The organism is Cupriavidus sp. H19C3 (assembly GCF_049393815.1).
GTDB lineage: Bacteria > Pseudomonadota > Gammaproteobacteria > Burkholderiales > Burkholderiaceae > Cupriavidus.
On sequence record NZ_CP184986.1, the window covers coordinates 1,767,244 to 1,792,632 of the forward strand.

Sequence of the window (25,389 nt, forward strand, 5' to 3'; positions counted from 1 at the left end):
CTCGTCGACACGGTAACTGAAAAAACCCGTGGCGCAAGCAGCCAGCATCCTAGGCCATTCGTTTCAAACAGATTGTCAAAAATCGTGTCAACCGACGCGCTTAAGCGGGTCTGGGCGGACACGGAATGTCGGTAGCGGTGGACGGATGTCCGGTCAGGACGGCGGTGGGCAATATGCCCACCGGAGCAAGGTGGCATGCATGAGCGATCCCCGGTTCCATGAGATTGAAGGCATGCGCGAGCATGCCGTGCCGATCGAGTCGGCCGTGTGTGTCTTGTCGTGGGCGGATTGTCGGTGCGTTGGCGCACGCTGACCATAGTCCATACGGAGTAAGAAAGGATGAGTCGACGTGCCGCCCGGCATCGCATGCCGGCTCGGGAGCCGGTCCGCGCGGCACCGCCGGTCGGCGAATCCGGGGGGGCAGGCGCCGGGGTCAATCCCCGGGCTTCAATCCCCGGAGTTCAATCCCCGGCGTTCATTCCCGGGGCTCATTCCCGCGGGTTCAATCCCGTGGTTCATTTCGTATCCCGCAATTTGTCTGGACTAATATGTATTTTCTGTCATCACTTTTTAGTCGTGCATGAAGTTCTTACCGAGTTTAAATGATTCGGATGTCAGACAAAGCGCGATTCGAAGTCAATATTTCTAATATCTGTCCTTTGTACTCGTAAACGAGTTTCTGCCGGACTGAGGGGTTTGGTGGATTGACACGTTGAAAAAAACCGGCAGAATGATTCCCGCAACCGAGCCTGGCAACGGCGGAATCCTTTGGTGATGACAGTGAAACTGAAACACCGAAACACCGGAACACCATGAGCGAATCACCGCCGATCGTTCTTATCGTTCTTTTTGCGGCTCCTGCAAGTCGGGCAATCACGCTCATCTGAAATTCAAGGTTGGATAGAAATATGGAAACCGGTACCGTTAAGTGGTTCAACGACGCCAAGGGCTTCGGCTTCATCACCCCGGATGCGGGCGGCAACGACCTCTTCGCACACTTCTCTGCGATCGAGGGCACGGGCTTCAAGTCGCTCAAGGAAGGCCAGAAGGTCCGCTACGTGAAGGCGATGGGCCAGAAGGGTGAACAAGCGACGAAGATTCAGGCGATGTAATACCGGTCTGTCTACCGCGACAAGGCCCCGCGCATGCGGGGCCTTGTTATTTGTCGGCGCATCGCTGCGGTTGGCGAGGCCGACAGCCCCGCACGCGTTTCCGGAATGCACGGCCGGACGCGCGCGCCCGGGAAAAAGTGACCGAAAAGGCCACTACACCGCCAAGTCGCGACGTACCATATGTCAGATCCGTCGCTTCCGACCCGGGGCAGCTCCCGGTGATGTTGCTATAATCGCCCGACCCAAAAAACTGCGCCGTCCTGCGGCACGCCGCGGGCCCGCCAGAACGGGCTCAGGTCGCCATCCAGGACAGCAAGAAAGAGCGTGCCGAGGAAATCCGTGGCCGGTACAGACATCGCATCGACTGGCGGCCCGGTTGCCGGACCCGCCGCATCATCCGGCAGCTCGTTCCATACGGCGCTGCGCATCCTGCCGCCCTCGCAGCGGCAGGCCATGTTCGAGATCTACGCGTTCTGCCGCGCGGTCGACGACATTGCCGACGACGGCGACGCACCCGAGAACGAGCGCCTGGCCGCGCTTGCGCAATGGCGCGCCGATCTGGCCGCCTGCTATGCCGGCACGGCCCCGCCGCGCCTGAATGCGCTGGACACGCAGATCCGCGCGTTCGACCTTAGGCAGCAGGACTTTCTCGACGTCATCGACGGCATGACCATGGACGTGGTAGCCGACATCCAGGCGCCAGGTGCCGCCATGCTCGACACCTATTGCGACCGCGTGGCGAGCGCGGTCGGCCGGCTGGCGGTGCGCGTGTTCGGCCTGGCGGAGGCGCCCGGCATCGAACTGGCCTATCATCTCGGCCGCGCGCTTCAGCTGACCAATATCCTGCGCGACGTCGACGAGGATGCCGCCATCAACCGGCTCTACCTGCCCGCCGAAGGGCTGGCCGCGGCCGGCATTCCGCTCGGCACACCGCACGAGGTCATCGCCCACCCCAACCTCGACCAGGTTTGCGTGGCGCTCGCGCACGAAGCGCAGGCCCATTACGATGCCGCCGCCGCCGTGATGGCGCGCTGCCCGTCGAAACTGGTGCGCTCGCCGCGCATCATGTTCGACGTTTACCACGGCATCCTCACGCGCCTGCTCGCGCGTGGCTGGCGGGCACCGCGTCAACGCGTACGCGTGCCCAAGGCCAAGCTGGTGTGGATCCTCCTGCGACACACCCTCTTCTGACCCTGTTGATGCGATGGCCGCGGCCATCGTACTGCCCCATCGCACTGCCATTGTGAGTACCGCCCCAGAATTGATGAACCAGGTCGCACTGTCTTCTCCCCGCCTCTCGCCGACCGCCCTTCAGTCGGCCGCCCCGCAACCGGCCCTGCCCGATCCGCTCGACGCCGGCATCGCCCACGCGGTCGACGCCCTGCTCGCCCAGCAGCAGGCCGACGGCCACTGGGTCTACGAACTCGAAGCGGATGCGACGATCCCGGCCGAATACGTGCTGATGGTGCATTACCTGGGCGAAACCCCGGACCTCGAACTCGAACGCCGGATCGGCCGCTATCTGCGCCGCATCCAGAATCCCGCAGGCGGCTGGCCGCTGTTCCATGAGGGCGCCGCCGATGTCAGCGCGAGCGTGAAGGCTTATTTCGCGCTCAAGATGATCGGCGACGATCCCGCCGCCGAGCATATGGTGCGCGCGCGCCGCGCGATCCACGCGATGGGCGGCGCCGAGGCCAGCAACGTCTTCACACGTACCCTGCTCGCGCTGTTCGGCGTGATGCCGTGGCGCGCGGTGCCGATGATGCCGGTGGAGATCATGCTGCTGCCGGAGTGGTTCCCGTTCCATCTGTCCAAGGTTTCGTACTGGGCGCGCACCGTGATCGTGCCGCTGCTGGTGCTCAACAGCCTGCGGCCGGTGGCGCGCAACCCGCGCAAGATCGGCATCGACGAACTGTTTCTCAAGCCCGCCGCGTCCACACGGCTGCCGGGCAAGGCGGCGCACCAGAGCTGGTTCTGGTTTGGCGTGTTCCGCGCGCTCGACGCCGGCGTGCGCATGGCCGAGCCGCTGTTCCCGCGCGGTGCGCGCAAACGCGCCATCGCGCTGGCACGCAGCTTCACCGTCGAACGCCTCAACGGCGAGGACGGCCTCGGCGCGATCTTCCCGGCCATGGCCAACTCGGTGATGATGTTCGACGTGCTCGGCGTGCCGGCCAGCGACCCCGACCGCGCCATCGCGCGCAAGTCGGTCGACAAGCTGCTGACGTTCCACGACGATGCCGACGAGGCGTATTGCCAGCCGTGCCTGTCGCCGGTGTGGGATACCTCGCTGGCGGCCCATGCCTTGCTGGAAGTCGGCGAGCCGCGCGCGAGCGCCGCGGCGGCGCGCGGGCTGGACTGGCTGGTGCCGCTGCAGGAGCTCGAGGTCATCGGCGACTGGGCGGTGCGCCGTCCGCACGTGCGCCCGGGCGGCTGGGCCTTCCAGTACGCCAATCCGCACTACCCCGACGTGGACGACACCGCCGTGGTGGCCCTGGCGATGCATCGCGCCGACCAGGAAGAGCGCAAGCAACGCTATGACCAGGCGGTGGCGCGCGCGCGCGAATGGGTGGTCGGCATGCAGAGCAGCAACGGCGGCTGGGGCGCGTTCGAACCCGAGAACACGCACCTGTACCTGAACAATATTCCGTTCGCCGATCACGGCGCACTGCTCGACCCCCCCACCGCCGACGTGTCCGCGCGCTGCCTGGCCATGCTGTGCCAGATCGGCGAGATGCCCTCGGTCAGCGAGCCGGCCGCGCGCGCGCTGCGTTACCTGCTCGACGAACAGGAAGCCGACGGCAGCTGGTATGGCCGCTGGGGCACCAACTATATCTACGGTACCTGGAGCGCGCTGTGCGCGCTCAATGCCGCCGGCCTGGGCAGCGATGCGCCCGAGGTACAGCGCGCCGCCACCTGGCTGCTCGGCATCCAGAACGAGGACGGTGGCTGGGGCGAGGACGGCAACAGCTACAAGCTCGAGTACAACGGCCACGAGCCGGCGCCGAGCGTGGCCTCGCAAACGGCGTGGGCGCTGCTGGGGTTGATGGCGGCCGGCAAGGGCGATCATCCGGCCGTGGCACGTGGCGTCGACTATCTGCTGCGCACCCAGGCGGACCACGGTCTGTGGGACGAGCCGCGTTTTACCGCGGTGGGCTTCCCCCGCGTGTTCTATCTGCGCTATCACGGCTACGCGCGCTTCTTCCCGCTGTGGGCGCTGGCGCGCTTCCGCAACCTGCTGCGCGACGGCAACGGCGCGCTGACCTGGGGCATGTAATGGCGCCCGGCGAGCTGCGTCCCGGCCCCGTGCTGGCGGTCAGCGGGATGCAGTTCGAATCCCGCATCGTGGCGGCCGCCGGCGTGGAAACCCTGTACGGCTATCGCGATCGCGCGCTGGCCGCCGTGCTGGCGCAGCGGCTGGCGGCCGCGTCCTATGCCGGCGTGATCAGCATCGGCGTGGCGGGCGGACTCGATCCGCGCCTGCCGCCCGGCACCGTGATCGTGGCGACCGATGTCCATGCTGCCGGGTCAGGCCACGACGCTCCGCTGCTGCCGTGCGATCCCCGCTGGCATGCGGCGCTGATGTGCCTGTTGCCCACCGCCACCGCCGGCCGCATCGCCGGCAGCGATGCCGCGGTCACCGCCGTCGCCGACAAATCCGCATTGCATCGCGCGCGCGGCGCGTTGTCCGTCGATATGGAATCGCATCTCGCCGCGCGCGCGGCGCGCGACCATGGCGTGCCGTTCGCGGCGTTGCGGGTGGTGGTCGATCCGGCCGACCGGCCCGTGCCGCCGCTGGCGGTGGCCGGCATGGCGGCCGATGGCAGCACCGATATCGGCGCCATCCTGGCCGGATTGCTCAAGGCGCCTTGGCAACTGGGCAGCCTGCTCCGGCTGGGGCGCGATGCCGCGCAAGCCAAAGCGGCGCTGGTGCAGGCACGACGCCTGGCGGGCGCGACCTTCGGTGCCGCTTGCCTGGGTGCCGATGCCGGTGCTACCGCGGGCGCCGCATCCGCCGCCGTTGCCGACGGCCTCGCCCCTGCGGGCACCGCCCCCTCCCCGGACCGCCCGCGCGGCGCCGCCTGATCAGCCGAACTTGCGTGCCGCGTCGCGCGCGAGTCCGGCGCCGATGCCGCCGAACAGATCCCCTTCCACGCGCCGCGCCTGCGGCAGCAGGTGGGCCAGCCGCTCGCGCAGCAGCGGCACGCTGCTCGACCCACCGGTGAACAGGATCGTGTCGACCTGCGCGGGCGTCACGCCCGCATCGGCCAGCGTGCCGCGCACGGCGTTCTCGGTCTTGGTCACCAGTCTGGCGATGGCGCCGTCGAAGTCGTCGCGCGTGATCGTCAGCACCAGTCCCGGCGCAATGCGTTCGAGGTCGACCCCGGTCTCGTCGCTGTCGGACAGCGCGATCTTGGCCGCCTCCACCTGGATCGCGAGCCAGTGCCCGGCGCGCTCCTTGATCAGGCGAATCAGCCGGTCGAGCTTCTCCGTATCGGCCGCCTCGCGGTAGTTGTCCATCACCACCGACCATGCGCGGCGCGTGTAGACGTGGTTGATGGTGTGCCAGCTGGCCAGGTCGAAGTACTGGCTCGACGGCATTTCCTTGCCGTTGCGCAACGTGCTGCCCAGCCCCAGCAGCGGCATCGCGCTGGCCAGGCTGAGCGCGCGGTCGAAATCGGTCCCCCCGATATGCACGCCGCCGTTGGCGAGGATGTCCGCATGGCGGTCGAGCTTGCTGGCGCGCTCAGGCGAGAGCCGCACCAGCGAGAAATCCGAAGTACCGCCGCCGATATCGGCCACCAGCACCAGTTCCTCACGGGCAATGCCGGCTTCGTAGTCGAACGCGGCGGCAATCGGCTCGTACTGGAACGCGATCTCGCGGAAGCCCGCGGCCCGCGCGATCTCGCCGAGCGTGTCCTCCGCCAGCCTGTCGGCGGCGGGATCCTCGTCGACGAAGAACACCGGCCGGCCCAGCACGGCCTGCGTGAAGGTGGTCCCCGCGGCTTGCTCGCCGCGCCGCTTGAGCTCGCCGATAAAGTGCGCGAGCAGTTCGCGGAACGGCATGGCGCGGCCCATGACCTCGGTGCTGTCGTCCATCATCGACGTGCCCAGCAGGCTCTTGAGCGACCGCATGAGCCGGCCCTCGTATCCCGCCAGGTAGTCTGCGAGCGCGGCCCGGCCGTAGCTCACCAGCGGATCCTCGGCGTGGAAAAAGAGCACCGACGGCAACGTGGTCTTGTCGTCCTCGAGCGGCAGCAGTACCGGGTGTCCGGGCCGCAGCCAGCCCATGGTCGAGTTGGAGGTGCCGAAGTCGAGGCCGCATGCCTGGGACATATCTCAATCGCTTTCGAATGCTGGATGGCGCGCCATTGTAGTGGAGAGCGGGCCCGGCCAATCGACTTGACAGGCCAGGGCGTCCGCTTCTATCCTGCCAATGTTCTTTCTTTAGGATCGATGTTCTGTTGTATAGAACACCAGCAGTATAGAACCACGGCAGGACAGACCCCAACACCATAACGAGCCATCGGCGCCTCGAAGCCCGAGCGCCCTCCGGAGACTCCCCATGCGTATCGACCCCACCGCCCCCACCGCCCCCCACCACCCCCACCGCCCCCCACCGTTGCCATCACCAGCGCGCCCACCTCCGCACGCCGCGCCCTGCGCCGTCGCCTGACGCTACTGTGCCTCGCCGCCCCGGCGCTGCTGGGCGGCATGGCGCCCGCGCTCGCCGCCGGCGCCTATCCGGCGCAGGCCATCCGGCTGGTGGTGCCGTTCCCGCCCGCGGGCGGCACCGATGTGCTGTCGCGCCTCGTGTTCGACAAGGTCGGCGCGGCCGCGCACTGGACCGTGGTGGTGGAAAACCGCGCCGGCGCGGGTGGCAATATCGGCCTCGACGCCGTGGCCAAGGCCAGGCCGGACGGCTACACCATCGGCATGGGCCAGACCGCCAACCTCGCCATCAATCCCTCGCTCTATCCAAAGATGCCGTACGACGCGCTCAAGGATTTCGCGCCGGTGGCACTGGTGTCGGCGCAGCCGGTGGTGCTGATCGTGCGCCAGGACGCGCCCTACAGGACGCTGGCCGACCTCGTCGCGGCGGCCAAGAGCAAGCAACTGTCGATGGCTTCGGCCGGCACCGGCACGGTGGGCCACCTGACCGGCGAGATGTTCCAGCGCCGCGCCGGCATCAAGGCCCTGCACGTCCCCTACAAGGGCGCCTCGCCGGCGCTGACCGACCTGATGGGCGGCCAGACCGATTTCTATTTCGCCACGCCGCCGATCGCGCTGCCGATGCTGAAGGCCGGCCGGCTGCGCGCGCTCGCGGTAACGTCGGGCAAGCGCATGCCGCTGCTGCCCAACGTGCCGACCGTGGCCGAGCAGGGGTACGCAGGTTTCCAGGCCGAGGACTGGAAGGCGCTGGTGGCACCGGTCGGCACCCCGGCCGACGTGATCAAGCGCCTCAACGAGGAAGTCAACAAGGCCCTGCAGCAGCCCGATACCATCGCCCGCATGCGCGAGGAAGGCAGCGAGCCGCGCGGCGGCTCGGCGCAGGACCTCGGCGCGTTTATCAAGAGCGAGCATGCGCGCTGGGGCGGGATCGTGCACGAATCGGGCGCCAAGGTGGAGTAAGGAGGCCTCGCCATGCAACTGCCATTACGCAATATCCGCGTGCTCGACCTCACCAACGTGCTGGCGGGCCCGTTCTGCTGCCATCAGCTCGCGCATATGGGCGCCGAGGTCATCAAGGTGGAGACGCCGGGCACCGGCGATCTCGCGCGCCAGCTTGGCGCCGACGCGGAGCTCAACCGCAAGCTCATGGGCGTGTCGTTCCTGGCGCAGAACCCGGGCAAGCGCTCGATCACGGTCAACCTCAAGCATGCGCGTGGCAAGGACGTCTTCCGCCAGCTCGTGCGCAGCGCCGATGTGGTGGTGGAGAATTTCCGTCCCGGCGTGATGACGCGGCTCGGCCTCGGCTATGAGGAACTGCGCAAGGAGAATCCGCGCCTGATCTACTGCGCGATTTCGGGCTTCGGGCAGGACGGTCCGCTGTCGGACCTGCCCGCGTACGACCAGATCATCCAGGGCATGTCGGGCGTGATGAGCATTACCGGCGATCCCGAGACCGCGCCATATCGCGTCGGCTACCCGGTGTCGGACACCATCGGCGGCATCACCGCGGCATTCTCGATCGCGGCCGCGCTGGCCGATCACACGCGCACCGAAGGTTATTTCCTCGACGTGTCGATGCTGGAGGCCACGCTCGCCACCATGGGCTGGGTCGTCTCCAACCACCTGGTCGCGGGCAAGCAGCCCGCGCCGATGGGCAACGAGAACATGACCGCGAGCCCGTCCGGCACCTTCCGCACCGGCGAGGGCCTGCTCAATATCGCGGCCAACAAGCAGGAACAGTTCGAGGCCGTATGCCGCGTGATCGGCAAGCCCGAGCTTGCCGCCGATGCGCGCTTTGCCGAGCGGCAGGCGCGCCTGGCCAATCGCGCCGCGCTCACGCAGGCGCTCGAGGCCGAACTGGCCGGCAAGTCCGCCACCGAATGGTGGCAACTGCTCAACGAGGCCGGCGTGCCGGCGGGGCCGGTGATGCAGGTGCCCGATACGCTCGCGCATCCGCAGGTGCGCGACCGCGGCATGATCGGGCACTTTGCCGATGTGCCGGGCGTGGGCCGCGACATCCGCCTGCTGCGCACGGGCTTCAAGGTCAATCGCGAGGCGCCGAAGGTCGATACCCCGCCGCCGCGGCTTGGCGAGCATACCGACGAGATCCTCGCGCAGCTCGGCTACGATGCCGCCGCCATCGCATCGCTCAAGGAGGAGCGCGCCGTATGAACGAAAACACCAAGGACACCATGGATGCGGGACAGCAGATGTCCCAGGACTGGTGGCGCACGGAAATCATCGATATGCGCCCCGGCGAAATCCGCTATCGCGGCTATCCGATCGAACAGCTGATCGGCAATGTGTCGTTCGCGCAGATGATCTGGCTGATGCTGCGCGGCGAACTGCCCGCGCGGCGCGAAGGGGAATTGCTCGATGCCGCGCTGATGGCGGCGGTCGACCACGGCCCGCAGGCACCGAGCATTGCCATCGCACGCATGGCGGCGACCTGCGGCGTGGGGCTCAACAATGCCATGGCATCGGCCGTCAACGTGCTCGGCGACGTGCATGGCGGCGCCGGCGAGCAGGCGGTGGAGCTGTACCAGGACATCGCGCGGCGCATCGACGACGGTGCCACGCAGGACGATGCGGTGGCGGCCGCGCTGCAGGACTATCGCGATCGGCACGGCAAGTTCGTGTCGGGCTTCGGGCATCGCTTCCACCCGCTCGACCCGCGCGCGCCGCGCCTGCTGGCGCTGGTGGACCAGGCCGCTGCCGACGGCGTGGTATCGGGCCGCTACGCGACCATCGCGCGCGCGGTGGAAGCCGCGCTCGGCGCCGGCCGCAGCAAGCCCATCCCGATGAATATCGACGGCGCCACCGCGGTCATCTATGCGGAACTCGGCTTTCCGGCCCCGCTCGCACGCGGGCTGTTCTGCCTGTCGCGCTCGGTCGGCATTCTTGCGCACGCATGGGAGCAAACCCGGCAGGGTGGCCGCAACAAGGGACCGATTCCGCGGCAGTTCCTGTGGACCTACGACGGTCAGCCGCAACGCGACGTGCCAAGCGAGTCCCGAGCGGCGCGGTAAGGAGCGGCGCGCGGCGGCAACGCGCCACGGGATGACCGTTCCGTGGATGGCCGCTCCGTGGATGATCGCTCCGTGGATGATCGCTCCGTGGATGGCCGCTCCGTGGATGGCCGCTCCGTGGATGATCGCGCGCCGGATGGCCGCTCAGTGAATCTCCGGATATGCTGACACCGGCTCCAGCAGCACGCGATATGCCGCCACGTCGGGCACCACAAAGCGTTCCACCAGCACCGCATCGAGCAACGCCCGATAGCTGGCATCGAGGCCCGCGAGCTTGTCTGCCAGCGCGCGCCGCGCTGGCTCGGGCATGGTGTCCGAGGCCACCAGCAACGGATTGGGCGTCCACGGCGTGACCGCGATGGATTGCAGCCCGGCCAGTTCGTCCGGCGCATGGTGCCGCAGCAGATCCAGGTAGAAACCGTCGAGCGCCGTCACGTCGATCTGGCGCGTGCGCAAGGCGGCAAGCGTACGCGCGGGTGTATCGAGCGGACCGATCGACGCCGCGAACAACGACTGCCCGGCGGTCGCATGCGCTGCCAGCGCGCGCCGGGCGGCGTGGTAGCCCGATTGCGAATGCTCGGCCATCCAGCCGAAGCGATGGCCGAAGGTATCCGCGAGCGTCCGCCACCCGCACTCGGCCCGCACCAGAAATTCGGAGCGATAGCGCGCACGCGCGCCACTACGGTCGACATCGCCCGCCGCACCGCCGTTCGCACCCTCGTGCGCGCCGCGCGGCACGGGTGCGACCAGCGGCACCACCGGCGCCGCCCCGCGCACGAACGGCAGGCCGCACATGAATCCGCATACGAGGTCGCGCCGCTGCCAGAGCGCCGTCAGCGGCGCGGGCCACGCGTGCGGAATCACCTGCACCGGCCAGCCGAGTTCGGCAAAGACGCGTGCGAACAGTGCCTGCCACGCGGCGGCGACCGCCGGCGTGGCGTTGTACATGCGAAACGACGCAATGCCGGCGGTCATGGATGGACCCTTACGCAAAGCGCAGCGTCTGGCCGATCTGCCGCGCGCGCGCCTTGGTCAGCATCGCGTGGCCCAGCGCGATATCGGTGGTCGACAGCCCGCGGTGCCAGAACAGGATGGTCTCGTCATCGCGTTCGCGCCCCGGCTTGATTCCGGCCACGATCTGTCCCAGCTCCGCGTGGAGGTTCTCCTCGCTGAGCCGGCCGCTGTCCACGTGCTGGCGCAGCGCGCCAAACGGCAGGCCCTTGCGGCACTGGCCCCAGTCGTCGACCACCATCTTGCTCATGATGTCGGTCAGCGACAGTTCCACGGCGCTCATCGTGCCGTACGGAATCACCAGCGCGCCGGGCTTGATCCACTCGGTCAGCAGCATCGGACGCGGCTCGGGCAGGCGCGAGGCTTCCACCACGATGTCGGCATCGCGCACGCACGACTCCCAGTCCTCGGTCACCGTGACCGGCTTGCCAAGGTCGCGCGAGAGCCGTGCGGCGAATGCCTCGCGGCTTTCCGGCCGACGCGAATGCACGCGGATCTCGTCGAAGTGGAAGATCGAGTCGAGCAGACGCACGTTCCAGTACGAGGTACCGCGCGCACCCACATGGCCCAGGATCTTGCTGCCCTTGCGTGCCAGATGCCGCGCGCCGAGCGCCGTGACGGCACCGGTGCGCATGTCGGTGATCGCGGTGGCGTCGATCACCGCGAGCGGCACCCCATTGTCGGGGTCGAACAGGTTGAGTAGCGCCATCTCGGACGGCAGACCGTGCTTGTAATTGTCGACGTAGTCGGACACTACCTTGACGCCAGCCACATGCAGCGGCTGGATATAGCCGCGCAGCACATTGAAGTGGCCCTTGTCCGACGATTCCGGCACCAGGTGCACGCGCGGCTCGATCACGGTCTCGCGGCGGCCCTGGGCCGCCAGCGCGGCTTCCACGGCGGCGAGGATCTCGGCATCGGTCAAGGCCAGTTCGGCCACGTCGGGACCGTTGAGGTAGGTCAGGTAAAGCTCTTTCACGGTGTCTCCTTACTGCAGGGGCGGAATATTGGCGCGATGAACGATAGCGCGCCATTTGAGGGTTTCGCTCGCGATCTGGGTGCCGAAGGCCTGCGGGGTGTTGCCCACGGGTTCGAGCCCGAGGGCATCGAGCTTGTCGCGGACATCGGGCTGGCGCAGGATGGCGGCCACATCGGTCTGCCACTTGTGCACGATCGCATCGGGCGTGCCCTTGGGCGCCACCAGGCCGTACCACGAGGTCACGTCGAAGCCCGGATAGCCGGACTCGGCCACGGTGGGCACGTTGGGCAACTGCGGCAGGCGGTGCGGGCCGGCCACGGCGATCGGCACCAGCTTGCCGGTGCGGATGTGCTGCAGCACGGTGGAAATACCGCCGAACATCATCTGCACCTGCCCGCCGAGCACGTCGTTAAGCGCGGTGGCCATGCCGTTGTACGGCACGTGCACGGTCTTGATGCCGGCTTCGAGGTTGAGCAGCTCGCCGGCCAGGTGGGCGCCACTGCCATTGCCCGGCGAGGCAAAGTTGAGCTGGCCCGGATGGGTCCTGGCATAGCCGACCAGATCCTTGAGCGTGCGCGCCTGCACGGCGGGATTCACCACCAGCACATTGGGCGAGGCCGCCAGCATGGTTACCGGCACGAAATCGCGCACGTTGTACGCAAGCTTGGGAAACAGGATCGGATTGACGGTGAGGTTGCCGGCCGGCGCCAGGCCGAGCGTGTAGCCGTCGGGCGCGGCGCGGGCCACGTTCTCCATGCCGATATTGCCGGCCGCGCCGGGCTTGTTGTCGACCACGATGGACTTGCCCCACTGCTCCGACAGCTTCTGGCCCACCAGCCGCGGCAGCGCGTCGGCCACGCCGCCGGCGGCAAACGGCACCACGATGCGGACCGGCTTGGCCGGATAGGCGTCGCCCTGCGCATGCGCGGGCAACATCATGGCCATGACGGCCGCAGGCAGCAGTACGCTGGCCGCCAGTTTGCAGACAGATCGATTCACGCTGAACACTCCCCGTTGGGTCGATGTGGCCGCCGCTTGCGATAACCCGCGGCGATCGTTGTAGCGCGCATGTAGCGAGCTTGTCTAACACTGTATATACAGGTTGACGAATCGAAAAGCGATTTCTGCATGGGACGGAATCTGGCGCCTGGCGGCACCAGCACGGTGCCGCATTGCATCATTTATGCGCCGCGCAGGTGCGACGCGCCCGGCGCTAACGGGCGCGCACCAGCACGGCGCATGGCCGCGCCAGCCGTGCGCGCGGCGCGCGAGCCGAGGGGGAACCGGCGGAAAAAAAGCGCGGATCAGGCCGAAATACAGTCCGGCTGCCGCACTGCGTCATCGGTCGAAACCATGGCGGAAGCCAGTACATACTGGTCGCGTCCGCGCTCCTTGGCGACGTAAAGCGCACGGTCGGCCTCGGCGAACAGGGCGCGCCAGACCGCATCGCGTGCGCCGGTGTTCGTGCGCAGCTGGGCCACGCCGATGCTGACCGAGGCATGGCGATTCTCGCCAGGCAGCGTGATCGCGCGCACCTTGCGCAGGATGCGGTTGGCTAGCGCGGTAGCCTGCTGCTCGTCGGTGTGCGGGCACAGGATGCAGAACTCCTCGCCGCCGTAACGCGCGGCGATATCGGAGGCACGGCGCGAGTGGTCGAGCGCGGCGGCGATTTCGCACAGCACCCCGTCGCCGGCATGATGGCCGAACGTATCGTTGACCTGCTTGAAGTGATCGACGTCGATCACGAGGCACGACAGGGCCTCGCCACCGCGTTGCCAGCGGCTGATCAGCCCGACCGCGGCGTGATCGAGCGCGCCGCGGTTGAGCAGCCCGGTCAGCGCATCGAGCCGGGCCCCGCTCTCGTTGCGCGCGATGATCTGGTCCATCGCCATCAGGCAGAAGCCGAACAGGCCCAGCAGCACCGCCACCAGCGGCGCCAGCGACCAGGCGGAGCCGGACGCCGACATGAAAAACGGCGTCAACGTCAGCGGCTGGCGCGAAGCGGCGGTGGCAAAGGCCGAAGTCAGCGCCCATAGTTGCGCGCCCAGCAGGACCACATGCGACAGCAGCACCAGCGGGCCGCCGATGCCGGTGCGTCCGCGCACGCTGCGCAGCATGGTCACGATGGTGCCGAAGCAGATCATGGCCAGCACGCCATAGGCAAGCGCATGGATCAGCAGCCTGCCGTCGCGCAGGCCGGTGGCCAGCACCAGCAGCGTCAGCACGACAAAGCCGAACAGGCGGATTGGCAGTACGCGCTGCGGCAGACCGTAGTAGGCACGCACCCCGCGATAGATTGCCAGGCGCCCGAGAATATAGAAACCCGCGCCCAGCGCACTGAGTTGCAGCGAGCCGCTGCCGGTGGCGCTGGTGGCGAGCATGAGGCCGGCGGCCGAGGCGACGATATGTCCCTGCGCCCACAGCCGCCCCGCTTCATTGGTACGCAGCGCGAGCACCAGCCCCGCCGACATGATCAGCGAGCTGAGGAAAATCACCATCATGACGACGAGAATCGTCTGCTGGGCCAGGTGCACGGGATGCCTCGAAGGGTGGAGAGCCGCGAGCAGGCCATGAGCCCGGGATGGGCATATGACGGCGTAGGTGATGAGCGCGGCGCGCGAAAACGCGAATCATAACGACCATGTCTTAGGGCCGGCACCCCCAGCAAGTGGGCATTCGCACGCGCGCAACGCCGTCGGCGCGATCCGGCAAAATCAGTCTTCCGCGGCGGGCGTCACCGCGCTGGCGGTGGGCGGCGCAAAGTCCGGAAAATTACCGCCGAGGGCGTGCGTCAGCGCGCGCGCCGCATCGAGCACCTGGGCGCGGAATGCCAACGAAAAGCGCGGCGTCGGGCACGTCAGGGTGAGCGCGCCCTTGAGGTCGCCGGCGGGGCCGAACACCGGCGAGGAAACCCCGGCGATATCGGGACTACGGTCGCCAACCAGCGCGATCACGCCTTCTTCGCGGATCTTCTGGTAGAGCTCGCCGCGCGCGCCGGCAAATGCGCGCAGCACACGGCCGCCGGCGCCGCGGCTGCGCGGCAGCACGTCGCCGGCGCGGATATGGTCGCGCACGGGTTGCGGCGAATCGACGCGATACAGGCAGAGCCGATGCTCGCCCTGCTCGATATGGAAAGCGGCCGATTCACGCGTGACCTGCACCAGCTGGCGCAACGCCGGCATGACCACGGCCTCGAGCGAGAACGACGCCGCATAGACCGCGTAGAGGCGCGCCACCTCGGGCCCCAGGCCATAGCGGCCATCGGCCAGCCGCTGCACGAGGCGGGCATGCTCGAGCGAGGCCAGCAGCCGCAGCAGCGTGCTCTTGTACAGCCCGCTGCGCTGTGCCAGTTCCGCCAGACCCAGCGCGGTGTCGCCCTCGCGGAAGACCGACAGCACGAACAGGGCCCGGTCGACGGCAACCGCCCCGCCCTGGGCGGCGTTCTTGTCGGCTTCAGAGAGTTGTGCGGCTTTCCTGGGCATATTGGCTGGATACCTTGATCGCTGAGTGACTGGGTGACTAGGTGACTGAGTGGCTTGCCGATTTGACGACCTGGCGCTGCGACGACCTGAACCCGCGGCCCGATGTCAGCGCAGGCTTCGCCGCTACGGCAATCCACAGGCGGCTAGCCTGCATAACGGAACGATCATCCACCGTATAGAACGGTATCTGGCTTGTCAATCGCGGAAGGGGGGTGCCATGGCCCGGCTGCACCACCCCCGCGCCCCCCCCCCACCACCCTCGCACCACCCCCACACCACGTCGGCACCACTGACACTACCCCGGCAACGCCGCGGCATTCCGGGTATCATGGCGTCTTTACGGGTTTTCCCTTAGTTTTTGGCCGGACCCGTCCCTGTGCTGGCGTGCCGGAGTGTACCCAACCGCCGGCCGCACCCTCGCAACATCGGACCGTCTCCGCCCCGCACGCGCCGTGCCACACCCCCTTCCATGACCGCCCCAACGCTCTCGCCGGACTCGACCTCGCATGCCGAGCCCGGCACCCACGGCGTGATGCCGCGCATCCTGTCCGTCGTCTTTTTCAACTTCATCGCGTATCTGGCGGTGGGCCTGCCGCTTGCGGTGATCCCTGGCTTCGTGCACGGCGATCTCGGCTACAGCGCGGTGCTGGCCGGCCTGGCCGTCAGCATCCAGTACCTTGCCACGCTGCTGTCGCGCCCCTGGGCCGGCAACCTGTGCGACATGGAGGGACCCAAACGCTCGGTGCTGACCGGCCTGGCCCTGTGCGTCGGCAGCGGCGCGCTGACGCTGGTGGCGGCACTGCTGGCCCATACGCACTGGCTCGGCCTCGCCGTGCTGTTTGGCGCGCGGCTGGTGCTGGGTGCCGGCGAGAGCCTGGTGACCACCGGCACCATCGCCTGGGGCATCGGCAGCGCCGGCGCGCCGCATACCGGCAAGGTGATCTCATGGAACGGCATGACCACCTACGGCGCGCTCGCCATCGGAGCGCCCGTGGGCGTGCTGCTTGCCGGCCAGGGCGGCCTGGCGTCGATCGGCGCGGTCACCATGGTCATTACCGCGCTGGCCCTGCTGCTGGCGCGCCGCAAGTCGCCATCGCCCGTCATCAAGGGCGAGCGCCTGCCCTTCCGCCGCGTGTTTCGCGCGATGACGCCGTTCGGCCTGTGCCTCGCGCTCGGCTCGGTCGGCTTTGGGTCGATCACGGCCTTTATCACGCTCTACTACGCCAGCCGCGGCTGGGACCATGCCGCGCTGGCACTGACCTCGCTCGGCAGCTGCTTTATCCTCGCCCGCCTGCTGCTCGCCAGCAGCATCAATCGTTTTGGCGGCTTTCCGGTGGCCCTGGTCTCGTTCGCGGTGGAAGCTGCCGGCCTCGCGGTGCTGTGGCTGGCGCAGGCGCCCTGGCAGGCGCTGGTCGGCGCCGCGATCACGGGCTTCGGCTTCTCGCTGGTATTTCCCTCGCTTGGCATGGAAGCGGTCAAGCGCGTGCCGCAAACCAACCGCGGCTCCGCGCTGGGGGCGTACTCGCTGTTCCTCGACTTTGCGCTGGGGCTCACCGGCCCGCTCGCGGGCCTGGTGGTCAGGCAGGCCGGCTATGCGCCGGTCTACCTGTGTGCGGCGCTGGCCGCGCTGCTCGCGCTTGGCGCCAGCCGCGTGATCGCGACGCGTGCGCGTCAGGACAACCGTTCGCAGCAGTACGCTTCGGTGCGATAGGGAAACGACACCGTATCGTGTCCGGCCAGGGCCGGATCCTGCGCGATCACCTCGTGCAGGCGCGCACGCACGGCGTCCTGCCGGGCCGGTGGCAGCGAGGCGATAAAGCTGACCGACATCACGCGGTCGACAATGACCTGCTCGGGCGCGCCGGTGTGCGCATACGGCAGGCTGGTCAGCACCAGTTGCCCGAAGCCCTCGGCTGGAAACACCTTGCGCCAGTCGCCGCGATGGAAGCGCGGCGCGTCGCCCTCGAACGGCCTCATGATTTCCGTGAGCCGTGCCACCCAGCCCACCGACTCGTCGCGCACGTTCCAGACCAGGCCAAGCCGGCCGCCCGGACGCAGCACTCGGCGGATCTCGCGCATGGCCGCGGTATTGGCAAACCAGTGGAAGGCCTGCGCGCAGACGATCGCGTCGACGCTGGCATCGGGTAGCGGCAGCGCTTCCGCGGTGCCTTCCAGCGCCTGCACACCCGGCACTGCGCCGGCTAGCTGCGCCCGCATCTGCGCGACCGGTTCCACCGCGAGCACGGTGGCGCCGGTGGGCGCCAGCAGGCGCGTGAACTTGCCGGTGCCGGCACCAAGGTCAACCACGGTCTTGCCGGCGGACAGGCGTAGCGTGCCAGTCAGCCATGCGGCGATTTCGGCGGGATAGTCGGGACGCCCGCGGGCGTAAGTATCGGCCTGGCTCGAGAAGCCCTGGGCGGCGGCGTGGTGGATGGCGGTCATGGGGAAGTGGCGAACCTGGGGAGCGTGGGTAGCGTGGGGAGCGTGGGGAGAGCGACCTGCCGTCCGTCGGGGAGCAGGTCGCGGGGCGCCCCACACCTTACTCCCCAAGTGTGTCGCGAACAAGGCTCAGCCGTGCTGCATGCCCCAGCGCCGCACGGACAGCCGTTCCAGCGCGGCGAACACGATGCCCTCGACTGCCAGACCGATCAGGATGACCGTGGCCAGGCCCGCAAAGACACGGTCGGTATAGAGTTCGTTGCGGTTCTGAAAGATGTACCAGCCCAGCCCGCCCTTGCCCGACGACGCACCGAACACGAGTTCCGCCGCGATCAGCGTGCGCCACGCAAAGGCCCAGCCGATCTTGAGGCCCGACAGAATCGCCGGCAGCGCGGCCGGCACCAGGATCAGCACCACATAGCGCAGGCCGCGCAGGCCGTAGTTGCGGCCCGCCATGCGCAGCGTGGCGGGCACGCCGCGGAAGCCCGCGTACGTATTGAGCGCGAGCGGCCACAGCACCGAGTGGATCAGCACGAAGACCAGGCTGCCGCTGCCAAGGCCGAACCACAGCAGGGCCAGCGGCAGCAGCGCAATGGCCGGCAGCGGATTGAACATCGCCGTGAGCGTATCGAGCAGGTCGCGGCCCATGCGCGTGGAGACCGCAAGCGTGGTCAGCACGAACGCAAGCACGATACCGGCGGCGTATCCCTGCAGCAGCACCGACAGCGAGAGCGCCGCCTTGCCCGGCAGCTCGCCGCTGGCGATGCCGTGGGCAAAAGCGCGCGCGGTGGCGGCAAAGGTCGGCAACAGCAGGTCGTTGTCCTGCACGCGCGCGATGCCCTCCCACAGCAGGGCGAGCCCCGCCAGGATCAGCGCCTTGCGCAGCCACCGCTGCCGCGCCAGGCGCCGGTGCCATGGCAACGGGCGCGACACCGGTACGGCGGCATGGGGCGCGAGCGTGTGCTCGTATTCCGCGCGGATGGCGGGACGGATGGGGGAAGCGATGGGGGAACGGACGGTCAGCGTGTCTGGCATGGTGGCAACTTCGATGGCACCGCGCTCACGCGGTGGCGCGCTGGCCCGGCGCGGGGACGGGGTCTGCGTCGAACAGCAGGCGGTGGATGCGCTGGGCGGCGGCCTGGAACTCCGCGCTGCCCTGGCTGGCGAGCGAGAACTGGTGGCTGTTCAGTTCGGCGCGCACACGGCCCGGATGCGGCGACAGCAGCAGGATGCGGCTGCCGACCACCAGCGCCTCTTCGATCGAATGGGTGACAAACAGCAGGGTAAAGGCGGCGTCTTCCCACAGGCCGAGCAATTCCTCCTGCATGCGGCGCCGGGTCAGCGCGTCGAGCGCGGCAAACGGCTCGTCCATCAGCAGGACCTTGGGCCGCATGGCGAGGGCGCGCGCAATGGCCACGCGCTGCTTCATGCCGCCCGACAGCGTATGCGGATAGGCATCGGCAAACCCTGCCAGCCCGACCTTGTCGAGATAATGCAGCGCGCATTCGGCCGCTTCCGCGCGCGACATGCCGCGCGCCTGCCGCAGCGGAAACATGACGTTCTGCCGCACCGTCTGCCATGGCGGCAACTGGTCGAACTCCTGGAACACCACGATGCGGTCGGGGCCGGGTGCCCGTACCCGCTGGCCCTCCAGACGGATCTCTCCCGCCACGGGCGGCACGAAGCCGGCCACGGCCTTGAGCAACGTGGACTTGCCGCAGCCCGACGGCCCCAGCAGCACGAAGCGATCCGCCGCGTGCACGTCGAAGCTGACCTCGTGCGTGGCGCGCACCACGCGGTCCGGCGTACGGTACTCGAGCGAGACGCCGTCGACCTCGAGCAGGATGCCGGTCGCCGGTTGCGGGGGATGGTCCCGATGCTGCTGCCCGGGCACCACGTGCAGACGTTCGCGCCTTGCCATGTCAGCTCCCCTGCGCGGTGGCCGGATCCGCGAAGAAGTAGTCCTGCCAGGACTTCGGCGCGTTGCGGATGGCGCCCACGCGGTGCATGAAGCTGGCGAGCGCGAAGGTGTTCTGCGGCGCGATCTTGAACTGCACCTGCGGGTTCTTCAGGATTTTCACCAGCAACGCGCGTTCGATCCTGGCCTGGTTCACGCGGATATAGATATCCGCGGCGGCTTCCGGCTGCGTGGTGGCGAATTGCGCGGCTTCCGCCAGCGCGTCGACGAACGCGCGGTAGGCCTTCGGGTTCTCGTTGTGGAATCTCTCGGTGGCATAGAGCACCGTCGCGGAACTGGGGCCGCCGAGCACGTCGTAGGAGTCGAGCACGATATGCGCTTGCGGATTGCCGGCAAGCTCCTGCTCCTGGAACGGCGGATTGCCGAAATGCCCGGTGATTTCGGTACCGCCGGCGATGATGGCGGCTGCGGCGTCGGGGTGCGGCACCGCCACGGTCCATTGGTCGAGCCGATCGAAGGCCTTGTCGCCCCACTGCCGCGCCGCGGCCATCTGCAGCACGCGCGACTGCACCGATACCGTGACGGCCGGCAGTGCGATGCGGTCACGCTCGGTGAAGTCCGCGATCGACTTCACCTTGGGGTTATGGCTGACCAGGTAGTACGGAAAGTTGCCGAGCGAGGCCACGCCTTTGACCTGCTGCCCGTTCCGCCGGCCGTGCGTGCGGTCCCACAGCGTCAGCAACGGCCCCACCCCGGCGCCGGCGATATCGATCGCGCCCGACAGCAGCGCATCGTTGACGGCGGCGCCGCCGGACAGCCGCGTCCATTCCACCTTGAGGTCGATGCCCTGTTGCTTGCCGTGCTGCTCGATCAGTTGCCGGTCGCGCGCGATATTGAGCAGCAGATAGACCACGCCGAATTGTTCGGCGATCCGTAATCTGGCTTCCGGCAGGCGATTTTCGCCACGCACGGGACCGGCCAACGCCGCGCCGGCGGTGAGCAACGCGATCACGGCCAGGCGCAGCCAGCGCGGTCGGGAAGAGAACACGAGCATGCAAGAGGCTCCAGTCAGTGGGCGGGTCTGGCCGCGGGATTTCCGTGGCCAGACCCGCGAGTTGTGGCGACGCTTCAATACGGCAGATCGCCTTCGATGGTGGTGCGGTACATCACGCGGCGCTCGCTGTCGGGCGTGCCCGCGGCGAGGTGCATCAGCGAGCGGTTGTCCCAGAACACGAGATCGTGCGGCCGCCATTGGTGCCGGTACACGTTGCGCGGCTGCACGCTGTGCGCGAACAATTGCGCCAGCAGGTCGCGGCTTTCGTCGTCCGGCAGGCCGGCGATGCGCGTGGTGAAATGCTCGCTGACGAACAGGGCCTTGCGTCCCGTTTCCGGATGCGTGCGCACCACGGGCTGCAGCACCGGCTGCACCTGCGCGATCTGCGCGGGCGTCAGGTTGGGCCGCCATGGGCTGCGGCGCTGCAGTTCGGCATAGCGCGCGAGGTAGGTATGCTCGGCACGCAGCCCGTCGAGCTGGCGCTGCAGGTCGGGCGGCAAGGTATCCCAGGCCGCATGCATGTTGGCGAACAACGTGTCACCGCCCGTGCGCGGCAGTTCGCGCGCATGCAGCAGCGAGCCGAGGCTCGGCCGCTCCTTGTACGAGAGATCCGAATGCCAGAAGTGGCCGGCATCGCCGAGCCCGATGGGTTTGCCATCCTCGATCACGTTGGAGACGATCAGGATCTCGGGATGTCCGGCAAGCTGGAACTGGTCCAGCACATGGATCTGCAGCGGGCCAAAGCGGCGGCTGAACGCGATCTGCTGTGCCGGCGTGATGCGCTGGTCGCGAAACACCACGAGGTGGTGCTCCAGATGCGCGCGATGGATACGCGCGAAGTCCGCGTCGGCAAGCGGTTGCGACAGGTCGAGGCCGGTCACTTCGGCACCGAGCGCCGCGTCGAGCGGACGAATCTCGAAATCCTGCAGGGTGGCGGTAGTCATGTCTGGCGTTCCGTAGGGGCAAGCACGAGATGGCGACTGTAGCCATGCCGAAGCGCGCCGCCAACGAATCAAATCGCGCGGCCTTATGTGCTGGGCGCATATGCGTGCGTGGCGCATATCCACATGCGCGATGCTTCGTTCCGTGTGGCGGGCATCGGCACGAGACTGTGCGTCGTTCCCGCTCATCGCAGTCCGTCGCTCGTCCCCCGCGGGTCCGCGCCTGCCGCACGCCGCGCCAGCCCCGCTTGCCGCCTTGGGTCCGCCGCGCCCGGGTCCCCGCCCCACACATACCGGCCCCATCTCGCGCGCGGTTGCCTACACTGCAAGGACGGCCGGCATTCACGAGATGCTGCACCGCACGAGCACCGGCAACCTTCGGGGGACCGCCACATGGGCACTGTTGCGTGTTTTGATATCGGCTTTACCCGCTTTCTCGAACCGCAGGGCACCCCTGCCGGCCTGACCCTTCCAGAATTTGCCCGCGATCCGGACCAGCTCGTGCCGCTTTACCGCGCCATGGTGCTGACGCGTCAGTTCGACCTCAAGGCGATTGCCATGCAGCGCACCGGGCAGATCGGCACCTTTGCCTCGGCCCTCGGACAGGAAGCGATCGGCGTCGGTGTGGCCGCCGCGATGCGCCGCGAGGATGTCCTGGTGCCGTCCTACCGCGATCATGCCGCGCAGTTCATGCGCGGCGTGACCATGACCGAAAGCCTGCTCTACTGGGGCGGCGACGAGCGCGGCAGCGCGTTTGCCGCGGCGCCGCACGACTTTGGCAACTGCGTCCCGATCGGCACGCAGGTCGGCCATGCGGCCGGCGTGGGCTATGCGTTCAAGCTGCGTGGCGAAGCTCGCGTGGCGGTCTGCATCCTCGGCGACGGCGGCACCTCCAAGGGCGATTTCTACGAAGGCATGAACCTGGCGGGCGCGTGGCAGGTGCCGCTCGTCATCGTCATCAACAACAACCAGTGGGCCATTTCGATGCCGCGCGGCAAGCAGACCGCGGCGCAAACGCTGGCCCAGAAGGCGATTGCCGCCGGCATTCCCGGCGAGCAGATCGACGGCAACGATGTGGTGGCGGTGCGCGAGCGCGCGGGCCGCGCCATCGAGGCCGCGCGCGCCGGCGCGGGGCCCACGCTGATCGAGGCCGTGACCTACCGGCTGGGCGACCATACCACCGCCGACGATGCCTCGCGCTATCGCGACGAGGCCAGCGTCAAGGAACACTGGCGCCTGGAACCGATTGCGCGCCTGCGCGACTACCTGGCAGCGCTCGGCGCCTGGGATGCCGCGCGCGAGGAGCAACTGGTCCGCGCCTGCCAGCAGGACGTGGCGGCCGCGGTGGAGGCTTATCTCGCCTTGCCGCATCCCGCCGCGACGGCGATGTTCGACTGCCTCTACGCCACGCTGCCCGCGGCCATGGCCGACCAGCTCGACACCGCGCGGCGCGAGGCGGCAAATCGCGCGCATGACGCCGGCGCGACCGATGCCGCCACCCACGCGGGCAGCACAGCCAGCACGACCGGTACCACCAGTACGACCGACCCGGCATCGCAACCCGGAGCCCATCATGGCTGACATGAATCTCGTGGAGGCGGTCAATCTCGCATTGGCCCATGCGCTGGCCCATGACCCCGACGTGGTGTTGCTGGGCGAGGATATCGGCGTCAACGGTGGCGTGTTCCGCGCCACCGTCGGCCTGCAGGCGCGCTTTGGCGAAGCACGCGTCATCGACACACCGCTGGCCGAAGGCGGCATCGTCGGCGCGGCCATCGGCATGGCGGCAATGGGACTGAAGCCCGTGGCCGAAATCCAGTTCGCCGGCTTTATCTATCCCGCCATCGACAATATCCTCAATCACGCCGGCCATATGCGGCACCGCACGCGGGGGCGCCTGAACGCGCCGCTGGTGGTGCGCGCGCCGAGCGGTGCCGGCATTCATGCCCCCGAGCACCATTCGGAAAGTCCGGAAGCGCTGTTCGCGCATATCCCGGGCATCCGCGTGGTGATGCCGTCCTCGCCGGCGCGCGCCTATGGCCTGCTGCTTGCGGCCATCCGCGACCCGGATCCGGTCATCGTGTTCGAGCCCACCCGGCTCTACCGCCTGTTCCGCCAGGAAGTGGCGGACGACGGCGAGGCGCTGCCGCTCGATGCATGCTTCACGCTGCGTGACGGCGACGACCTCACGTTCGTGAGCTGGGGCGCGATGCTGCAGGAGACCCAGGCGGCCGCCGACCTGCTGGCCGACGAAGGCATCTCGGCTGGCGTGATCGACGTGGCCACCCTCAAGCCGCTCGACATGGAGACCATTCTGGAAGCGGTGGGCCGTACCGGCCGTTGCGTGATCGTGCACGAGGCCCCGCGCACCGCGGGACTTGGCGCGGAGATCGCCGCCAACCTCGCCGATGCCGGACTCTATTCGCTGGCAGCGCCGGTCCAGCGCGTGACCGGCTACGACACCGTGGTGCCGCTCGCCCGGCTCGAACACAGCTACGTGCCCGGCGTGGCCCGCATCGTCGATGCGGCGCGGCGCGCGCTGGCGGCCTGATTTTCCTTTGCGGAGCGCATGACGATGAAGATCTTCAAGCTGCCCGACCTCGGCGAAGGCCTGCAGGAAGCCGAAATCGTGGCGTGGCACGTCAGGGCTGGCGACACCGTGGCCGCCGACCAGCCGCTGCTGTCGGTGGAAACCGCCAAGGCCATCGTCGAGATTCCGTCGCCGTATGCGGGACAAATCTCCAGGCTGTTTGCGCAGGCCGGCGATATCGTGCACCTGGGCGCGCCGCTCGTCGGCTTTGACGGTGCCGGCAACGATGCCGACGCCGGTACCGTGGTGGGCGCGGTCAAGGTGGGCACGCAGGTGATGGCGGAAGCCGCGGCGCCGGTGGGCCGCGCCGGTGGCAACGGCGGCGGCATCCGCGCCACGCCGGCCGTGCGCGCGCTGGCGCGGCGGCTCGCCGTCGATCTGGCCATGGTGACGCCGTCGGGCACCGATGGCGTGATTACCGCGACCGATGTGCAACGCGTGGCCACCACGCTGGCCGAGCTCGGCCCGGCCGAAGTCATTCGCGGCGTGCGACGGGCCATGGCGCAGAACATGGCCCGCGCGCAGAGCGAGGTGGCGGCGGCGACCGTCATGGACGATGCCGACCTCCATGCGTGGCAGGCGGCGAGCGGTGCCAACGACATCACCATCCGGCTGGTGCGCGCGCTGGTGGCCGGCTGCCATGCCGAGCCGGGCCTCAATGCCTGGTACGAGGGCCAGACCGGGCGGCGCCATGTGCTGGAGCGCATCGATGTCGGCATCGCCGCCGACCTGCCCGAAGGTCTGTTCGTGCCGGTGCTACGCAATGTCGGCAAGCGCGATGCGGCCGATCTGCGCAGCGGGCTCGACCGCATGCGCGCCGACGTGCGCGCGCGCACCATCGCGCCCGAGGAAATGCGCGGCAATACCATTACGCTGTCGAACTTCGGCATGATCGCCGGGCGCTATGCGGCGCCCATCGTGGTACCGCCGACCGTGGCCATTCTCGGCGCCGGCCGTATCCGCGACGAAGTGGTCGCGGCCGGCGGGGTGCCCGCCGTGCATCGCGTGATGCCGCTGTCGCTGACGTTCGACCATCGGGTGGTAACCGGGGGCGAGGCGGCACGCTTTCTGCGGGCGGTGATCGACGATCTGGAGCGGCCCGAATAAGTGAGGTCGCATAAGCGAGCCGGCATGGGCGAGCCGGCATGGGCGCGCCGGCGCACG

Annotated in this window: 22 protein-coding genes; 11 read left to right on the forward strand and 11 right to left on the reverse strand. The window is 68.4% G+C overall.

What is annotated here, in order from left to right; genetic code table 11:
* Positions 1–908 precede the first annotated feature (908 nt).
* The 4 genes from DFLDMN_RS27440 to DFLDMN_RS27455 all read left to right on the forward strand — a co-directional run bounded on the left by DFLDMN_RS27440 (position 909) and on the right by DFLDMN_RS27455 (position 5,195).
* A complete protein-coding gene (locus DFLDMN_RS27440; protein WP_423198895.1) occupies positions 909–1,112 on the forward strand; it encodes a cold-shock protein in 204 nt (67 codons plus the stop codon).
* A gap of 339 nt (positions 1,113–1,451) precedes the next feature.
* Entirely contained in the window at positions 1,452–2,303 is an 852-nt protein-coding gene (hpnD, locus tag DFLDMN_RS27445; protein ID WP_423198896.1) for a presqualene diphosphate synthase HpnD, read from the forward strand.
* A gap of 73 nt (positions 2,304–2,376) precedes the next feature.
* The gene (gene shc, locus DFLDMN_RS27450; RefSeq protein WP_423198897.1) at positions 2,377–4,386 is read left to right on the forward strand and encodes a squalene--hopene cyclase; all 2,010 of its coding nucleotides are present in this window, start codon (positions 2,377–2,379) and stop codon (positions 4,384–4,386) included.
* On the forward strand, positions 4,386–5,195 hold the full coding sequence (locus DFLDMN_RS27455; protein WP_423198898.1) for a phosphorylase: 810 nt from the start codon (positions 4,386–4,388) through the stop codon (positions 5,193–5,195). Before shc ends, DFLDMN_RS27455 begins: the two co-directional genes overlap by 1 nt.
* Here the strand turns inward: DFLDMN_RS27455 and DFLDMN_RS27460 are convergent, their stop codons facing one another.
* Positions 5,196–6,446: an Hsp70 family protein gene (locus DFLDMN_RS27460; RefSeq protein WP_423198899.1), complete on the reverse strand. Its 1,251-nt coding sequence runs from the start codon at positions 6,444–6,446 to the stop codon at positions 5,196–5,198.
* A 378-nt stretch (positions 6,447–6,824) separates the two neighbouring features.
* Here DFLDMN_RS27460 and DFLDMN_RS27465 point away from each other — a divergent pair, with 378 nt between their 5' ends.
* Genes DFLDMN_RS27465 through DFLDMN_RS27475 form a run of 3 tightly spaced genes read left to right on the forward strand, consistent with a single transcriptional unit; the run spans position 6,825 to position 9,811 of the window.
* Positions 6,825–7,742 (forward strand): Bug family tripartite tricarboxylate transporter substrate binding protein, encoded by a 918-nt coding sequence (locus DFLDMN_RS27465; RefSeq protein ID WP_423198900.1) that lies wholly within the window; start codon positions 6,825–6,827, stop codon positions 7,740–7,742.
* Between the two features lie 12 nt (positions 7,743–7,754).
* Positions 7,755–8,954, forward strand: coding sequence for a CaiB/BaiF CoA transferase family protein (locus DFLDMN_RS27470; protein WP_423198901.1), 1,200 nt, complete (start codon positions 7,755–7,757; stop codon positions 8,952–8,954).
* A complete protein-coding gene (locus DFLDMN_RS27475; protein WP_423198902.1) occupies positions 8,951–9,811 on the forward strand; it encodes a citryl-CoA lyase in 861 nt (286 codons plus the stop codon). Before DFLDMN_RS27470 ends, DFLDMN_RS27475 begins: the two co-directional genes overlap by 4 nt.
* A gap of 144 nt (positions 9,812–9,955) precedes the next feature.
* Here DFLDMN_RS27475 and DFLDMN_RS27480 read toward each other — a convergent pair whose 3' ends face one another.
* The 5 genes from DFLDMN_RS27480 to DFLDMN_RS27500 all read right to left on the reverse strand — a co-directional run bounded on the left by DFLDMN_RS27480 (position 9,956) and on the right by DFLDMN_RS27500 (position 15,283).
* Positions 9,956–10,786: a phosphate/phosphite/phosphonate ABC transporter substrate-binding protein gene (locus DFLDMN_RS27480; RefSeq protein WP_423198903.1), complete on the reverse strand. Its 831-nt coding sequence runs from the start codon at positions 10,784–10,786 to the stop codon at positions 9,956–9,958.
* Between the two features lie 10 nt (positions 10,787–10,796).
* Positions 10,797–11,801 carry an ornithine cyclodeaminase family protein gene (locus tag DFLDMN_RS27485; protein ID WP_423198904.1) on the reverse strand — a complete coding sequence of 335 codons (1,005 nt, stop codon included), beginning with the start codon at positions 11,799–11,801 and terminating at the stop codon, positions 10,797–10,799.
* 9 nt (positions 11,802–11,810) lie between these two features.
* Positions 11,811–12,800, reverse strand: coding sequence for a Bug family tripartite tricarboxylate transporter substrate binding protein (locus DFLDMN_RS27490; RefSeq protein WP_423198905.1), 990 nt, complete (start codon positions 12,798–12,800; stop codon positions 11,811–11,813).
* 305 nt (positions 12,801–13,105) lie between these two features.
* Positions 13,106–14,335, reverse strand: a complete 1,230-nt coding sequence (locus tag DFLDMN_RS27495; RefSeq protein WP_423198906.1) for a diguanylate cyclase — start codon at positions 14,333–14,335, stop codon at positions 13,106–13,108.
* A gap of 180 nt (positions 14,336–14,515) precedes the next feature.
* Positions 14,516–15,283, reverse strand: a complete 768-nt coding sequence (locus tag DFLDMN_RS27500; protein WP_423198907.1) for an IclR family transcriptional regulator — start codon at positions 15,281–15,283, stop codon at positions 14,516–14,518.
* A 469-nt stretch (positions 15,284–15,752) separates the two neighbouring features.
* Here DFLDMN_RS27500 and DFLDMN_RS27505 point away from each other — a divergent pair, with 469 nt between their 5' ends.
* On the forward strand, positions 15,753–16,994 hold the full coding sequence (locus DFLDMN_RS27505; RefSeq protein ID WP_423198908.1) for an MFS transporter: 1,242 nt from the start codon (positions 15,753–15,755) through the stop codon (positions 16,992–16,994).
* On the opposite strand, the gene DFLDMN_RS27510 is transcribed toward DFLDMN_RS27505, so the two are convergent.
* The 5 genes from DFLDMN_RS27510 to DFLDMN_RS27530 all read right to left on the reverse strand — a co-directional run bounded on the left by DFLDMN_RS27510 (position 16,955) and on the right by DFLDMN_RS27530 (position 21,638).
* Positions 16,955–17,725, reverse strand: a complete 771-nt coding sequence (locus DFLDMN_RS27510) for a class I SAM-dependent methyltransferase (RefSeq protein ID WP_423198909.1) — start codon at positions 17,723–17,725, stop codon at positions 16,955–16,957. The two genes, DFLDMN_RS27505 and DFLDMN_RS27510, sit on opposite strands and share 40 nt — an antisense overlap.
* 126 nt (positions 17,726–17,851) lie before the next feature.
* Positions 17,852–18,757: an ABC transporter permease gene (locus DFLDMN_RS27515; protein WP_423198910.1), complete on the reverse strand. Its 906-nt coding sequence runs from the start codon at positions 18,755–18,757 to the stop codon at positions 17,852–17,854.
* Between the two features lie 25 nt (positions 18,758–18,782).
* The gene (locus tag DFLDMN_RS27520) at positions 18,783–19,643 is read right to left on the reverse strand and encodes an ABC transporter ATP-binding protein (protein WP_423198911.1); all 861 of its coding nucleotides are present in this window, start codon (positions 19,641–19,643) and stop codon (positions 18,783–18,785) included.
* A gap of 1 nt (position 19,644) precedes the next feature.
* The gene (locus DFLDMN_RS27525; RefSeq protein ID WP_423198912.1) at positions 19,645–20,694 is read right to left on the reverse strand and encodes an ABC transporter substrate-binding protein; all 1,050 of its coding nucleotides are present in this window, start codon (positions 20,692–20,694) and stop codon (positions 19,645–19,647) included.
* A gap of 74 nt (positions 20,695–20,768) precedes the next feature.
* On the reverse strand, positions 20,769–21,638 hold the full coding sequence (locus DFLDMN_RS27530) for a TauD/TfdA dioxygenase family protein (RefSeq protein WP_423198913.1): 870 nt from the start codon (positions 21,636–21,638) through the stop codon (positions 20,769–20,771).
* 390 nt (positions 21,639–22,028) lie between these two features.
* Between DFLDMN_RS27530 and pdhA the strand changes: the two genes are divergently transcribed.
* The 3 genes from pdhA to DFLDMN_RS27545 are packed head-to-tail and all read left to right on the forward strand — an operon-like array spanning position 22,029 to position 25,332.
* Positions 22,029–23,216: a pyruvate dehydrogenase (acetyl-transferring) E1 component subunit alpha gene (gene pdhA, locus DFLDMN_RS27535; RefSeq protein ID WP_423198914.1), complete on the forward strand. Its 1,188-nt coding sequence runs from the start codon at positions 22,029–22,031 to the stop codon at positions 23,214–23,216.
* Positions 23,209–24,186, forward strand: coding sequence for an alpha-ketoacid dehydrogenase subunit beta (locus DFLDMN_RS27540; RefSeq protein ID WP_423198915.1), 978 nt, complete (start codon positions 23,209–23,211; stop codon positions 24,184–24,186). Before pdhA ends, DFLDMN_RS27540 begins: the two co-directional genes overlap by 8 nt.
* A 24-nt stretch (positions 24,187–24,210) precedes the next feature.
* A complete protein-coding gene (locus DFLDMN_RS27545) occupies positions 24,211–25,332 on the forward strand; it encodes a dihydrolipoamide acetyltransferase family protein (protein WP_423200593.1) in 1,122 nt (373 codons plus the stop codon).
* The last annotated feature ends 57 nt before the right edge of the window (positions 25,333–25,389 follow it).